The organism is Parasaccharibacter sp. TMW 2.1891, from assembly GCF_023337675.1.
In the GTDB taxonomy this organism is placed as follows: domain Bacteria; phylum Pseudomonadota; class Alphaproteobacteria; order Acetobacterales; family Acetobacteraceae; genus Bombella; species Bombella apis.
Window position 1 is genome coordinate 812,877 of the sequence record NZ_QORT01000001.1, and the last position, 13,829, is coordinate 826,705.

The following is a 13,829-nucleotide window of genomic DNA, read 5'->3' on the forward strand; positions in this document are numbered from 1 at the left end:
TCCTGTTGAAATAGTCAGTGCGGTGGCAGTGGAATATGGAAGGTCGGATACTCCAGAGCCTCCACGACCTGTTGGAGGTTCTGCACGGCAATGCCGCTTGTGTAGGTTGTGGTGCCCTGCGATCGATGGCTGGCTTCATGGCCCAGCAAGGTATCAATCCAGAGTTCTCTGATATTGCCACTTTGGTTCCGCAGTTTGGTCGAAACCGTATGCCGGAAAGAGTGGAAGGTCACAGTTTCCGGCAGGCCAAGGCGTTTCTTGAATTTTGAAAAGGCCTGCGCAAAGTCCGTTCCCCGCCCTCGGGCAGAGGGGTTCAGGTCTGGGAACAGGTAGTGTTCTCCTTTCTGCACAAGGTCGAGCACACCCCATTGCAACAGATGACTATGGATAGGAATAAGCCGTGTCCCGGCTACTGTTTTCGGTGACCAGTTATCCTCGGGGTGGGGGCGGACATGAAAGCAACGAATACCATTGACGGTCACAATATCCTGTGTGCGTAGGTTACAGAGTTTCCCAAGGCGCATTCCGGTATACAGGGCGATGGTAATGAGACCGACATAACTGCGCAAAGAGGTTGTGGTGCTTGTCCATTGGGCTGTGGAAAGCTGGGCCAGTTCGCGGTCTGTCCAATCTCGACGGTCAATCTTCTGGGTCACATCGTAGGTCCACCCCGCCCATGGATTACGGGCCACGATTTCGCGTTGCACAAGATGCCCCCAGAGGGCCGAGAGGCGGGAGAAATGGTTTTTGACTGTCTTGCCGCTGAGTGTTTCAAGTTCTTCCTCTTTGGCCCGCAAAATTGCGTCATGAATGCCAAGAGAGTTCTTATGTTTGCCGTGGGTCGAGGGCAGGGCAAAGAGCATATCCCGGAACTCCCCAGCCACCCCGCCGGTAATCTGGTCAACAGGCTTGTCACCAAAGGCTTCCACGAAGAGACTGATGGTCTTGCCGGTATCGCGGATAATGCCGGGGCTTTTGGTTTTATCGCGATAAATGAACTGGTCCACCATTGCCGTGATGGTCGGACCTGTCTTTTTCTTGGGGCCGGGTGTGGCTTTATTGGGAGTAGGACAAACAGAAGTCTCCTCCTGCACAGGCATAAAAGCCGCCTGTGTTTCCTGCCCGGCATTTTTGATAGACACCACGATGGCGCTCAGGTTGGCAATCTGCTCCCGCAGCATGGTTTTTTCTGTGGCGTTGCGTAGATAGTCCTTGGTGGCCGTGGCGTGTAGTTTCTGGAAGCCTGCCATGAGACTATCGAGGCCGTCATTGGATATCTTAATAAAGTCTTGCAGTTGCTTCAGGTTCTCCATCTTTTCGAAGTAGAACCGTGCCTTTTTATAGGTGCGTTCAGCCTCCACCCGCTCCTCTTCAATCGCAATCATGCGTTTTGTGTCGCGCATGATGTCCTTATAGAGGGCGAGAAGCTTTCTCAGTTCTTCTGGGGAGGCATCTTCATACATGACTTTGGCTTTACTAAAGAACTGTCCGGTTCTGGCATAAAGCCCGGCTGCGCGTTCGCGTGCAACCCGCTTGCTGCTGGTCTGAAGGGAAAGAGAGATTTCCGTGCGGCCCAGCAGGGCACGAAGGGGGAAGGGGATGGTGCGGCGGAAGTGGCAGTGTGCGCCAAGCAGACGGAGTATGTCGGTTCCCATTATGGGAAGGTGAACGGGACACGGTCCTTTTGTCCTGCCAAGCAGGCACTTTACTCAATATTTTCAAAAGATTAGTGGTGCGAACTGCGGGACTCGAACCCTGAGAAGCGGGTGAGTTGCGTTCGAAACCTTACTGATTTCATCAAGCAAAACGCTAAAAGACGTCCTTCTTGGTAACGATTTATGAGAAGCACTTTGGAGAAGAAGTGAGTTCTCGTCAAGAGACTTCCCAAAACGTTCAAAAAGGTGAGGGGGTGGCAGAGGGGCGCGGTGTGGTCTGCGGGTTCGGTGCGGGTTTTTGCCGGGTTTCGGTCTCTTTTTCCTGCTTGAAAAACTCGTTTTGAGGTTCTGCTGTTTTAGAGTGGTCTGCCTGTAAAATCATAAGAGCCTGCTCAAGCTGCCCTGTATACTGAGCATGGAAGAAGGCTTTTCGTGTGACCTCATCAAGGTCTTTATGCAGGCCGGGGAGTTGCCTGAGGTGGCGTAAGCGGTTTTGAGCGGCTTCGAGGGTTGGCCTATAGGCAATCTCAGCGTTCTTTTGCTCCTCTTTCCGCTGTGCCATGGATTTTTGATAAAGTGTTCGTAGTAAAGCGAGAGTTCTCTCTTTGTTGAGTAGGGCGGACACATGCTGTCTTTTCTGGTCATAGTAGTTTTCCAGAGACCGTTCCCGCGCTGTGGGCACAGGCAAGGTTAGGGGCCGGGGTGGTTTTTCTCTCAGGCCAAACAGGTAAAGTAAGGTCTCAATGAGGTAACGGAGTATTTCAGCAAGGATAAGCAGGGCTTTTTCAAAAGCCTCATCAGCTTTGTGCCGTCGTCCTGTTATACCTCCTAGCAAGGAGGCATAGGCCGCTTCACGTTCCTGATGCGCCAAGTCAAGTGTTTCCTTGGTCTTTTTGAGTTTTATCCGAAGGGGCCTTATTTCTTGTAAGATGTTTTGGAAGACTTGGTCGCGTGTTGGCACAGGGCCATAAAGCGATAACGGGTTCTGGCGTATGATGTGTTCACATCGGGCCACCTCATTTTTCCAGTCTGTCAGGTAATGGGCAAAACCGGGGTTAAGGTTTTGTGTCTGAGTGAGAGACGTTACTGTCGGACGATAGCTTGGCCTTCTACGCAGGGGCATAATCATGGCCTCTGCGGGCAAGACGCGCGGCGGTCTGGCGCTCAGCGGGCTTAACCGGCGGGCACGAGCTGAAACCGGGCGTACTAGGCGGGGTTCTTCTGCTGGCAGAGCTTCCTGCATGAGCAAAGCATGGAAGTCTTTCATACGTGTTTTGGTCAGGCGGGTAAAAGAGCCAATCAGAGTGCCGTCTGCTGTTTCAATAATATGGGCACCCGGTCTGGTGGTGCTTCTATCGCCTTCACGCATCACGAGCCCCTGTTCCTGTAACAGAAGCCGGAAGGCAGGGAGCTTTTCGCCCGACTGTTGCCAGAGAGCGGTAATTGCTTTTTTCAAGGCCGGTAACTCCAAAGCCTGTCGTTCTGTTATCCGGCGTGCCTGAGAGGTGTACGCAGCGCGGGGGAGGGAGGCATCCTCAGATATAAGGGCTTCCACCAGTTGGGCTTCGCTGTGCTTGCCTTCTCGATGTAAGGCGGTAGCAATAGCCGCATCATGACGCCCTGCTATTAAAGGGTGACCCAGCCTGATTTCTTCTAAGCGAGCGATTTTCTCCAGTCGCATGTAAGAGAAGCGGCTACTCAACACATGGTCATGTTGCCATTCAGGCAGAATAAGATGACCGTGCCTCTTGCCGTCTTTCTGGTGAAGGATAAGGGTGCGAGAGACTTTATCCGCCCCAAGTTCTTCACAGAGCCGGTCGGCAAACTCTGACAGTTCTGTATCTGTCATAGTTTGTTCGGGATTAAAGGCGATATGACGGAGGCCATAGGTCAGGCCTTCGCGTTTTGCTTCCTTCACCCAGTCTTTGAGCCAATACTCACTACCTTCACGCACCAGAATGGCTTCGTTCTTCTTACCCCGCAAGACATGGGTGGCAAGGGCTTTATGGCCGCTGCCTGTCTTGATGCGGGTTTCCTTGACAATCATGGCCGCACATTTGTGAGGACAGGATCAATGTACCGTCTGCCGGGAGGCGGGACGGATACGACGCAACAGCCTGTCCGTCCGGTCTTTCAGGGCGTCGATATTGTCCAGTGTCGTGGCACAAGCTACAGCCTCACTACGGTTTGCGGCGTGGGCCAGTTGGTTGAGGTTGTTGCCAATGCGGGCAAGGTCTCCCCGTAGGCCTCTGAGTTCAGAAAGGAGCCGGTCGCCCTCTTGGCCTGCGAACTCGGCGTCACGCAAGAGAGCGCGTATCCAGCCAGCGGTGGTGTGGTGTCCGGCCCGTCTGGCGACGACTTGCCAGCGGTCGAGTTCGTCGGGTCTGGCCCTGACGGAAAGGCGGGACGTTCGGATTTCGGGCATGGTTTCAGTCTCCCTATTGTGGGGGTCAACGAGGGAGACACTCCCCCTTGCCAGCTTGTCCAAGGTTACCCAACGGGTAGCCATTGGACACTGCTGGCTCCTGACACAAACCCCATGGAGACTAAGGTACTCTATTTCCATGAAAGGAACGAAAAAAGAACAAATTCTTAACGATTAAAGTGAAGGAAGCTTCTGGAGGGTATGTCTCAGTATGAATGGGAGGCTTAAGTTATGGTCTCCTTTCGCCTCATCTCGGTCATAAGAAGAGCCGTTCCAGTTTCCGTAAAGCGGACGGTCGGCAATAGTGCTCGTTATCCGCCGATGTCCTCCTCCAGACTTCTGATTGCTGCATGTGCAGCTGATCAGGAGAAAGTATCATGGAAAAGAAAACGCGTTTTCCATCGCCTACGCTGAAGGCGTCCGTGCCTTGGAATGCAGGAAAAATGGTTGGCGCCAAGCGGGCGCTCAAAGAAAAGCACGTCTGGGCTATTCGGTTTTGGCTGGGGAGCGAACAACGTGTCAGAGATAGAGCTTTGTTTGATCTTGCTCTCGATAGCAAACTCAGAGGCTGCGATCTTGTCAGCCTTCGTATCGGCGACATCGTTACCAGTGGTCAGGTGCGCCACCGAGCCATGGTCGTCCAGCAGAAAACTCGACGACCTGTGCAATTCGAAATTACAGAAACAACGCGAGAAAGCGTGCGGGCGTGGCTGGAACATCGAGGTGGTGGCTTGAATGAGTATGTTTTTCCGAGCCGCCTAAGCGCCAAAGCTCACCTGAGCACAAGGCAATACGCCCGGCTTCTGGATCAATGGGTTCAGGCGGTGGGACTGATCACCGGGGAATATGGAACTCATTCGCTCCGCCGGACAAAGGTTGCCATGATTTACAAACGAACCGGTAACATCCGGGCCGTTCAGATTCTGCTTGGTCATTCAAAACTGGATAGTACGGTTCGATACCTTGGGGTGGACGTCGAGGACGCGCTGGCACTGTCAGAAACCACTGACCTCTGAAATCGAATAGGTATCATGAATTCTCTACCTCCTCCTTCTGTGTACATGCTATGATGACACACAAGGAGGAGACCATGAGCGAGCATCTCTCAGATAATGCGCCAACCCCACAGAAAATTGGGGTTCGAGAGTTCCGGGGAAACCTGACAGCGTATCTGCGTCAGGTCAGACAGGGTACTACGATCCTCGTGACGTCTCATGACGAGGTTGTGGCTGAACTGCGACCGCTGGCTCCTTCCTATCGTCCCCGCCGTCAGCCAGGAGCTCTTCGCGGGCGGATCAAAATGAGCGAAGATTTTGATGAAACGCCGTCGGACATTCTTGAAAGCATGGAACGCGACCTGTGAAGGTTCTGCTTGATACGCATGCGTTGCTGTGGTGGCTTTCGGACTCCGACAGACTGGGTGAGAATGCACGGGAGACTATTGCGGATCCAGTCCACGATATTCTGGTGAGTATCGTGTCACTCTGGGAGATTGCGATCAAAATCCGTATCGGAAAACTGGATGCGGATATGAACGACATTCTGGCAGCCATTCCCGGGGAAGGTTTCTCACTACTACAAATACAGCCCGAACATCTTAAGATTCTGATGTCTTTACCTCTGCATCATCGTGATCCGTTTGACCATCTCCTTATGGCGCAGGCGCAAGCTGAATACGCCACATTTCTTTCGGAAGACGGACAAATGGATCATTACCCCATCAAGCGAATACGCTGTTCGTGAAGCAGAAACCGCCGTCAGAACACGTCCTCCTGTTTGTCGTTCAGCCTTTCGCTTCGGTTTCCTAAAAGCGGACATGCCCTGAAGATCTAGTCAACTGCCAGAACATCTATCTACGGAAGGCCGGACTTTGGCTCGCTTACAAATAACCACGAGTGACGGAGGATCCGTCGGCTCCAGTTTTGCTTAGCAACTCAGTCGCCGTGGAGTATTCTGTTGCCACGCGTTCATATCTGCCGAATGCAGGAAGGTATCGGTAGAAACCGCAGTTTCGTCGGAGAGAGCTCCGCCCTGTGCATCCATACTCCGCCCCCATTTCATCTGCGGGTTTCGGATAGCTGTTTATTGATAGAGCGAACCTTTCAATTACTCTCACCGTTGATGGACGCCCGCAGAGCTCTCCCAAATTGCAAGCATCTGTTTTGATTCCCTGACGCATGCTACAATTTCCGCTAATAATGTTCTTCGTGAGATGGAGTAATTATGCGGATCATTAAACCAAATCTTGATTCGCCAATTCTGGACGGTGATTACCGCCATGCGCTCGTCCATCTGGCGTGGTATCGGGAAGACAGTAGGCGCTTTCTTCTCTTCGGAATGGTGGAGCTGTTCCCATCTGAGCTACCGTCACCTGACCCAACAAAGGAACAGGCTCTGCCTGTGAGGTCGCTTGGACGCCGACACTCTGTGTATGTTCGGCGGATTGTCATGACGGCTGAGGACGCCTTGGCATGGTATGCCAAGTGCCGAGAGGGGCATGTCATGCTTCCCAATACAAACGGGGAATGGGATCTACTTGCGACATCCCAGTTCAGAGAAGAGCCAGCTTGGCCCAATTTGCTGATCACCCATCAATTGCCCTTCCATAATTGGGGAACGGTTCGCGCTCACCACCTTGTCCAGACGGCCATTCTGCCGGAAGCACGGCTCCCCCTGACCAACTTAACAGCGGTTGGCTGGCTAACCGATAAATTGTTTTTCAACTTTCTCGAATTTGGCGAATGGTTGGGGTCGATCAGCCTTATCGCTCCTAACCCAGTCCTTCGCAACCTCCACCACACGCTTGCCGTCGAAGAAGCTGGCGAAGCTAGCGACATTCATCTGATCGAAAGGCAGGGCCACGACGTCCACAAGCTCGTCCTGTATTTAGGCGAGCACCGGTATGGCGGTGTGGTTTCCTATCGCAGTATCGATCTAGACGGAAATTATTTACGAATTTTTCATGTCGGTCGGACAGAACAGGTCAGCCTTGCCTTGGTTTGCCCGCAGCGCGGCGTACTCGAATGGCACGACCCGGTCGGCTTCCTGCGTCAAATCGGAACGACGATTGAGATGGCAAGCGCCACCAAAATTGTAAAAGTACCGGATACCTCTGGGCGCCCCGGGGAAACCTACGAGCAAACGGTGATGACCAAGGGAGGGGAATTCGTCATTGGAGATACGACGAGCGACGATGGAGACGTGGCCGTCCACTTCAATTCTGCCAGACGAAGCCGGGAGCGGAAAGAAGAAGCTGGGCGGCTTGGGCAGAAATTGTTTCATGGTGATGAGAACGAGGCGCGAAGTTTTGTTCGAGGTCTTATCAGTCAGGCACGGCAGAGGGTATGGATAGTCGATCCCTATTTTACGACGCTTGAGCTGTTCGCCTATGCCTTGGCCACCAGCCGCTCAGAGGTCGATGTAAAGATCGTTACCTCGGCCGAGCGGTTGCGAGGTAGGGATCAAATAGCACCGATCCGTGAGGCTGGCGAAGTATTACTGGAACAGGTCAAAGCGCTATCGGAAAAGGGCCGGTTCGAAATTCTGGTGATGACCGGTAGCCGTTCGCCGATACATGATCGCTTTCTGGTCATCGACGACGACGTCTGGCTGTCTGGCAATTCGTTCCACTCCATCGGGGAGCGTGCTGGAATGATGATCAAGCTGCCAGCACCTGAGCTGGTGATGGACCGCATCATGGGAATTATTAATCCCATTAACCACCGTGCCATGGCGCTGAAAGAATGGGTCAGGAAACGAAAGGCCGATAAGAAAAAAGCGGAACAGGATGGTAAGGGCAGTAATGGATGAAAAGATCCCCGTTTCAAGGGAGCGAACCGGCATTACAGGTTCGTAATCCAAAGCCTTCAACCACCTTCCACGGTGAACCTGAATTGCTGTGGGCATCAATCCCAGAAGACTATAGTACTCGAGAGAGTGATACTGAGCTTGCTCCTAAGTATCCATTGATCAAAAAGCGTAGCAAGCATTATGATTCTGGTCCTCTTGGCCTGAAGACGTTCTGGGAAAAAATCGCATCATCTAGGCGTTTATGGATACTAGATACGCATTTCGGAAGTAAAAATCTATTGTTCCTGAGGGATCAAATGGAATTAGCTCCTGCACTTAGCGATTTTCATTTAATTACGGCGGAAAAAAACGTACGAAAAACGTTTAAAAGTATAAGAAAAATTCTCGAGGAAAAGCATCGGCTGGTAGCGGATGCAACATTTGGCGTCACAGAAATAGATCGACATGACTTTCCTTATTTACATGATCGTTTTGCCGTGACCGATGATGAACTTTGGCATTTTGGCGGAACGGTAGGATGTTTGCAGGCAGCCATGACCGCCGTCAGCCGAGGCTGGGATGCAAGAGAGCGTCACTTTATCAGTCTATTTGAAGAAATACGAAAGTTACACAATCTTGAGGGAGCATTACGGCAATGAACGACGGGCCGCCGGATGACGAAAACCCATGGATCGACAACCATGATAAGATGGTCGGAGTTGCCAGAACTGCCGCATCAGAGCCTTGGGCAGATGAGGTCTGTCGAAGGTTAGTTCCGGCTTTGGCTGAGGAATTTAAGGTTCCTTTTTCCGGAAAATACTATGACCGGCTCAGGGAGGTCGAACCTCAGATATTCGACGCTTTGCAGGAAGTTTGCATGGTGTCGGCGCTGCCAGCGCAATTGGCCGAGAGCATGGACATGGTTGCAGAATCTGCGAGCAAGTATCCGGAACTTGCAGGTGTGCTGGGGAGAGTGCTAGCCGAAGCGGTGATCGCTGAGCCGCACGGAGCCGCGATTGCACGCGGACTTATCGGCGACAACTTCGTGGCCCTTGATATAATGATTGAGACCATGAGGAACGCGTTTCAGACTACGGGTCAAGAGGCCGTAATTATCGCCCTTAAAGGCGTCGTCACAGACATTGCCGAGCACCCAGAGGTCGGGCTATTCCCGCGAGAGCAAAATGGCTTTCTGGAATTCCTGCGCCAATGGAAGGCATCGCGGGAGTTGGATAGTGTATTCGGCCATGGATTCGGAAACGTAACGTGGTTTTACAGGCCAATTGATCTTGTCCGTGTGCTGCGGCCGTTAGATCGCTCACAGTATCTTGAGTTGCTAGAGGACACAGCCCTCCCACTTGCGCTTCATCACGAATTTTATGCCCATGACGTCGTCGAAAACCTCGACGAAATTCTGGCACTGCTCTGCGTGGCTCCTTCTATTCAAATGGTTGACCCGTCCGGAGGGATGACGTGGAATGGAAAAATCGCCGCTCCGATACTGTTGACCGTTGGTCATGAGCACGCCGTGCGGATTGGCAGGCCGAAAGATGGGCGTCAAATTGACCGCGATGAAATGAATCGGAAGGTTCACGATGTATTCGTCAAGCTGACCGATGTTTTGCTTGAAAGAGAGGACGGCAAATTTCTGGGCCTGCAGTGGCTTGGATACCTAATTGGCGAGGAAGGGAGACGGCAATCACGTGCGTCGCATCAGTGGTCTCCCATACCGACAGCCATTGATGTTCTAACTGAGGCGATGGCAGCCAAAGGCTACGGATTGACCGACGCTCTAGACGCATTCCACGAAATTCTGCCGTCACCAAACGGACTTGAAGTCATGCGGTTGTCAAGAGTCGGTAAGAAAAAATGGGGACGCGGCACCTCGGGTACCGATGCTTTCCTTGCTGCTGTTTTGTTGGAGCAGGCGGATGTACATGGCAATCGGGAATTCGACGCCACCAACCTCTTGCTGTTGTATCGATCCCTTCTCATCCAAAGAGACCGCGGGCTAGACATTTTTTCCGATGCCGACTTTCCCACTTGGAGGAACTGGCAGCCAGCTGCGCTTTATGCGTGTCTGAAAGACCCAAGGCAAGAGTGGCAGGACGTTTGGCACTCCCTATCCGAACAGCGGCGGCGGAGCCGTCATGTTCTCGACGACCGAGGTGCCGACGATCCCAGTTTTTTTCATATTTGCCTTGGGCTGAGCCTGATCGACTGGCTACTAACCCCAAAATTTTCCAAGCCTCAGCAGGCGCTGTGCTGCTGGCGAGCGGTTTTTGATGCGACGTTCTGCATGTCCCTGTCGGTTCATTTCTTCCAAGCCAACCGATGGCGGCATGCGCTTGCAAAACTGTTCGCTAGGCTTCCCCACGTTCTTCGTGCGTCAAATTCAGAGACTTCCTATGCCATCGAGGTAGCAAGAGAACTAGCGCGATTGGGAGGAGACGACGAACTTCTAGCATGGTGTTCCTCCATGGCGTTAGCGAACGGTATTGAACTTCAGGACTTAGCGGTAGTTTTATTGGAATTGCAGCCTCAGAAGATCGATTTGGCCCTGCGGCTAAAGGAATTCGTTGAATGGGAACAACGCTCTGGCATTAGACGTCCCTCTTCAGGGCTGGTCGGGGAATGCAGCCGGATCATAAGAGCATTAAGTCAAGACATGATGTAGAGGAATTTAGTAATAACGTAGCGTGTAGGATAACAGTATCAGCATATCCCCATCAGTTTGTGGTATTTTGCACCATGCACAACCGGCTGATCTTGAGACCTTTATCTACCCCCAGGCATTTCCCTCGCCCAGAGTTACTGAGAACGGATGATCAGGGCCGTTTGAATATCGTCGTAGCTCAAGGGGGGGGGGCGTCAGCAGAGTTATAAGGTCACGACAGCGTCTTCGACCTACACAAGAAGGTTGTCTAGCATACTTTCGACAATGGCTGGAGGTATTGTATTGATGTGGCGACCGAACTATTTGTGGTTTTTATTGGTAGCATAAGCGAAGAGTTACTTGCATATTTAGACAATGGTAACGAAATAAATTAAATTAACCGGTGATTCTGCATTATAATTTTTATAACAGACTCCTTATTTTATTGATAAATACAAGATTTGGTATTACTTTTTCACAAAAAACAATACGGTTGCTCTATAGATTAATAGACTGAGTTCCCCTAAGCGAACGTCAGAGTCGCATTGGTGAGTTCTCCGTAAAGGATTCTGAAAAAACGCATATGATGATAAATAACGAATAATTTATGTATATTTATTGTCTAGATTTTTACATCATTTTGAGAATTGAGAGCTGATTTTGGTCAGAATCAATGTCCGGTATTTTAAGTTCTACGCCCAAAACCGGACCGACCGCATTCCCCCCCAAAGCCGTCATGGTTTACGCCTCAAGAAGAGTGTTGGATAGCTTACAGCTTCCACGGTCTGCCTAAGGTTTTCGGTTGCAATACCTGAGAGATAAGTTGTGGCCCCTTGGCTTTTGTGGCTGGCTTCATGACCAAGAAGGGCATCAATCCAGAGTTCTCTGAGATTTCCCGCCTGATTGCGTAGGCGGGTGGATACTGTGTGCCGGAAACTATGGAACGTAATGGCAGCAGGAAGGCTAATTGTCGTTTTGAATTTCGAGAAATTCCGGCCAAAGTCTGTGCCACGTGGGCCGCTTTGGGGTGTTTTTAGTTCAGAAAACAGGAATTTCTCACCGTCTTTCCTGAAGTCCAGAATGCCCCAGTCCAGCAAGGCGCTGTGGATGGGCACGTTCCGGGTGCCTGCTTCTGTCTTGGGTGTCCATTTGTCTTCGGGGTGAGGGCGGATAACAAAGCAGGGGATACCGTCAACCTCCTGAATGTCCTCATTCCGTAGGTTGCAGATTTCTCCCAGCCTCATACCGCTATAGGCAGCAACCAGTGTGATGCTTGCAAAGGTCGCCTGTGAGATGGTGCTGCACGTCCATGGTGAAGACGAGAGTAGGGCCAGTTCATCATCTGTCCATGCCCTACGTGGATTGCGTTTGGTCAGGTCAAAGTCCCAGTTGTTCCATGGGTTCTTCTCTGCAATCTCGCGGCGGAGTAGCTGGTTCCATAAGGTTGAGAGGCGCATGAAGTGGTTCTTCACGCTCTTGCCGCTGAGGGTCGGCAGGTCAAACTCCTGCGCCCGTTCGACCTCAGTATTTAAATCCAAGTCCTGCTTGCCTTTGGCGTAGGAGGTCGGCAAGGAGAAAAGCAGGTCTCTAAACTCCCCAGCCACGCGCCCGGTAATCTCTTTAATCGGCTTATCGCCGAAAGCCTGTACAAACAACGCCACGGTGCGGGCGGTTTCTTTCTTGGTGGCCTCACTCTTCTGGCTGTCTGCCAGCAAGGCAAGCTGAAGGGCTTCTGTCAGGCGCGGAGAGGTTGGGACAACTGGAGACGGTGTAGGAGATGCCAACTGATGGGACGGTGGTACTGCACCGGAGGCCTGAGACAAAGCTGGGCCTGTCTGGAACAGTTTGATCAGCGTTGCATGAAGCCGGTCTATCTCTTCGGTCTTGCGGGCAAGACTGGCTTTGTCCTGCGTCGTGCCCGTGATCATGTCCTTGCGCAGCTTTATCATGCTCTGGTTCACCTGTTCCAAAGCCTGTGAGGAATAGTCGATGAAAGCCTTTGTTCTCAGCATGTCTTCATAGCGGCTCATGCTGGCGCGGTAGCGTTCAAGTCTGAGTTGCTCTGCGGCATTGTGTTCGTTGGTCTCTATGACCTCGTTCTGCTTTTTGATGATGTCTTGATAAAGGGCCAGAAGGTCGTCTTTGGTGATGGGCTTCTTCTGGGCTGGATCAGTCATGAGGCGGGCCGTTCTAAATAGTGCACTGGTCTGGGCATGGAGGGCCATGGCAGAGAGGCGGGCTTCTGATTTGTTCCCTGTCTTAAGGGAAATCCAGAATTCAGTTTTGCCGAAGAGGGGCCGTAAGGCAACGGGGACGGCACGGCGGAAATGGTAATGGGTGCCCACGAGAGCCAGCATTGGGAACTTCTCCATTTTGGAGAAGGACTATGGAGAAGCGGGTTTACACTTCACTGCTTTCAGGATTTCTTAATAAAATCAATACGTTAAGGTATGCGAACTGCGGGACTCGAACCCGAGCCAACCCGCAGTGACACGATTCTAACTTATTGAAACAGCAAAAAGAATACGACGTGCTGTCTTCCGGTTAGCATTCTAGTTCCCTGAATTGGTTAAACAGTCTGGGAACTTGGTATGGTGAATTTAACCTCAGTCTTCTGGTTTCTGGAAGGGGTTTATGATGGTCATCATGTCAAAAATCCGCTGACCGTTCTGCATATCTTCGGACAAGAGGGTTTCAATGCCATTTTCCATGGCGCAGGCCAGAATCATGGCGTCATAGGTCTGGAGCCCATACCGTTCGATAATGGCCCAGCCATGGCTGTAAACAGCTTCCGTGATGGGATGGATCGTGACCAGCCCCCGGAAGTCGGTAATCAATGTTTTGATGTCGTCTAGTGGAAGTCTGGTTTTACGCCTGAGCGTATTTGTGGCTTCGTTAAGTGTCTGAACCGAGATATGGCAGTCCTGATGCAGAAGGAGACTGTCAGCAATGCCGGCCTTTTCTGTTCCTTCTTCCATCATGGCATAGAGAAGGATGTTCGTATCTAGAAAGAGAGACATTAGTCTTCGGGACGTTCAAAACGGAACCCGGAAGGCAGTTTTTTCCCGATTTCTTTCAGGGAGCGGAGTGCTTCTTCGCGGGATTTCAGGCGTGTGAAAACAGCATCCACATTGTCGCCTTCCTGCAAACCAAGCTGTTTGACAATGTGGGAGGGAATACGCACAGCAAGGCTGTTACCCCATTTGGAAACCTGCATGAGAACCTCCTATGTTGGATATACGTAAATACAGAATGTTTATCTTACCTGCAAGGAATATTACGATATAATCTATTGGGGTTGCTG

Annotated in this window: 12 protein-coding genes and 1 pseudogene; 6 read left to right on the top strand and 7 right to left on the bottom strand. The window is 51.6% G+C overall.

Features of this window, described 5'->3' with window-relative positions; translation table 11 throughout:
- Positions 1-14: 14 nt before the first annotated feature.
- The 3 genes from DTJ15_RS03550 to DTJ15_RS03560 all read right to left on the bottom strand — a co-directional run bounded on the left by DTJ15_RS03550 (position 15) and on the right by DTJ15_RS03560 (position 4,080).
- Positions 15-1,655: a tyrosine-type recombinase/integrase gene (locus DTJ15_RS03550; RefSeq protein WP_249109420.1), complete on the bottom strand. Its 1,641-nt coding sequence runs from the start codon at positions 1,653-1,655 to the stop codon at positions 15-17.
- Positions 1,656-1,893: 238 nt separating this feature from the next.
- Positions 1,894-3,702, bottom strand: a complete 1,809-nt coding sequence (locus DTJ15_RS03555; RefSeq protein ID WP_249109421.1) for a relaxase/mobilization nuclease domain-containing protein — start codon at positions 3,700-3,702, stop codon at positions 1,894-1,896.
- Between the two features lie 24 nt (positions 3,703-3,726).
- On the bottom strand, positions 3,727-4,080 hold the full coding sequence (locus DTJ15_RS03560) for a plasmid mobilization protein (RefSeq protein ID WP_249109422.1): 354 nt from the start codon (positions 4,078-4,080) through the stop codon (positions 3,727-3,729).
- A gap of 377 nt (positions 4,081-4,457) precedes the next feature.
- On the opposite strand from DTJ15_RS03560, the gene DTJ15_RS03565 reads away from it, so the two are divergent.
- The 6 genes from DTJ15_RS03565 to DTJ15_RS03590 all read left to right on the top strand — a co-directional run bounded on the left by DTJ15_RS03565 (position 4,458) and on the right by DTJ15_RS03590 (position 10,546).
- Positions 4,458-5,096 carry a tyrosine-type recombinase/integrase gene (locus DTJ15_RS03565; RefSeq protein WP_249109423.1) on the top strand — a complete coding sequence of 213 codons (639 nt, stop codon included), beginning with the start codon at positions 4,458-4,460 and terminating at the stop codon, positions 5,094-5,096.
- Positions 5,097-5,146: 50 nt separating this feature from the next.
- Positions 5,147-5,443, top strand: a complete 297-nt coding sequence (locus DTJ15_RS03570) for a type II toxin-antitoxin system Phd/YefM family antitoxin (RefSeq protein ID WP_249109424.1) — start codon at positions 5,147-5,149, stop codon at positions 5,441-5,443.
- Positions 5,440-5,823, top strand: a complete 384-nt coding sequence (locus tag DTJ15_RS03575) for a type II toxin-antitoxin system VapC family toxin (protein WP_249109425.1) — start codon at positions 5,440-5,442, stop codon at positions 5,821-5,823. Before DTJ15_RS03570 ends, DTJ15_RS03575 begins: the two co-directional genes overlap by 4 nt.
- 480 nt (positions 5,824-6,303) lie before the next feature.
- Positions 6,304-7,890: a VPA1262 family N-terminal domain-containing protein gene (locus DTJ15_RS03580; RefSeq protein WP_249109427.1), complete on the top strand. Its 1,587-nt coding sequence runs from the start codon at positions 6,304-6,306 to the stop codon at positions 7,888-7,890.
- Complete coding sequence (locus tag DTJ15_RS03585; RefSeq protein WP_249109429.1) at positions 7,887-8,528, top strand: hypothetical protein; 642 nt, start codon at positions 7,887-7,889, stop codon at positions 8,526-8,528. Before DTJ15_RS03580 ends, DTJ15_RS03585 begins: the two co-directional genes overlap by 4 nt.
- Complete coding sequence (locus tag DTJ15_RS03590; protein ID WP_249109430.1) at positions 8,525-10,546, top strand: hypothetical protein; 2,022 nt, start codon at positions 8,525-8,527, stop codon at positions 10,544-10,546. The genes DTJ15_RS03585 and DTJ15_RS03590 overlap by 4 nt, the downstream gene beginning before the upstream one ends.
- 713 nt (positions 10,547-11,259) lie before the next feature.
- Here DTJ15_RS03590 and DTJ15_RS03595 read toward each other — a convergent pair.
- From DTJ15_RS03595 to DTJ15_RS03605, 4 genes and pseudogenes are all read right to left on the bottom strand, one after another.
- The gene (locus tag DTJ15_RS03595; protein WP_249109432.1) at positions 11,260-12,702 is read right to left on the bottom strand and encodes a site-specific integrase; all 1,443 of its coding nucleotides are present in this window, start codon (positions 12,700-12,702) and stop codon (positions 11,260-11,262) included.
- A gap of 15 nt (positions 12,703-12,717) precedes the next feature.
- Positions 12,718-12,897, bottom strand: a pseudogene (locus tag DTJ15_RS09145) (DUF6538 domain-containing protein); the annotation flags it as partial.
- A 234-nt stretch (positions 12,898-13,131) separates the two neighbouring features.
- Entirely contained in the window at positions 13,132-13,545 is a 414-nt protein-coding gene (locus DTJ15_RS03600) for a PIN domain-containing protein (protein WP_249109434.1), read from the bottom strand.
- Positions 13,545-13,742 carry an AbrB/MazE/SpoVT family DNA-binding domain-containing protein gene (locus DTJ15_RS03605; RefSeq protein ID WP_061498081.1) on the bottom strand — a complete coding sequence of 66 codons (198 nt, stop codon included), beginning with the start codon at positions 13,740-13,742 and terminating at the stop codon, positions 13,545-13,547. The genes DTJ15_RS03600 and DTJ15_RS03605 overlap by 1 nt, the downstream gene beginning before the upstream one ends.
- Positions 13,743-13,829 lie beyond the last annotated feature (87 nt).

Excerpts from the sequence above, each read along its gene's own strand:
- DTJ15_RS03550 (WP_249109420.1), bottom strand. The coding sequence starts at position 1,655 with ATGGGAACCGACATACTCCGTCTGCTTGGCGCACACTGCCACTTCCGC.
- DTJ15_RS03555 (WP_249109421.1), bottom strand. The coding sequence starts at position 3,702 with ATGATTGTCAAGGAAACCCGCATCAAGACAGGCAGCGGCCATAAAGCC.
- DTJ15_RS03560 (WP_249109422.1), bottom strand. The coding sequence starts at position 4,080 with ATGCCCGAAATCCGAACGTCCCGCCTTTCCGTCAGGGCCAGACCCGAC.
- DTJ15_RS03565 (WP_249109423.1), top strand. The coding sequence starts at position 4,458 with ATGGAAAAGAAAACGCGTTTTCCATCGCCTACGCTGAAGGCGTCCGTG.
- DTJ15_RS03570 (WP_249109424.1), top strand. The coding sequence starts at position 5,147 with ATGATGACACACAAGGAGGAGACCATGAGCGAGCATCTCTCAGATAAT.
- DTJ15_RS03580 (WP_249109427.1), top strand. The coding sequence starts at position 6,304 with ATGCGGATCATTAAACCAAATCTTGATTCGCCAATTCTGGACGGTGAT.
- DTJ15_RS03585 (WP_249109429.1), top strand. The coding sequence starts at position 7,887 with ATGAAAAGATCCCCGTTTCAAGGGAGCGAACCGGCATTACAGGTTCGT.
- DTJ15_RS03590 (WP_249109430.1), top strand. The coding sequence starts at position 8,525 with ATGAACGACGGGCCGCCGGATGACGAAAACCCATGGATCGACAACCAT.
- DTJ15_RS03595 (WP_249109432.1), bottom strand. The coding sequence starts at position 12,702 with ATGACTGATCCAGCCCAGAAGAAGCCCATCACCAAAGACGACCTTCTG.
- DTJ15_RS03600 (WP_249109434.1), bottom strand. The coding sequence starts at position 13,545 with ATGTCTCTCTTTCTAGATACGAACATCCTTCTCTATGCCATGATGGAA.
- DTJ15_RS03605 (WP_061498081.1), bottom strand. The coding sequence starts at position 13,742 with ATGCAGGTTTCCAAATGGGGTAACAGCCTTGCTGTGCGTATTCCCTCC.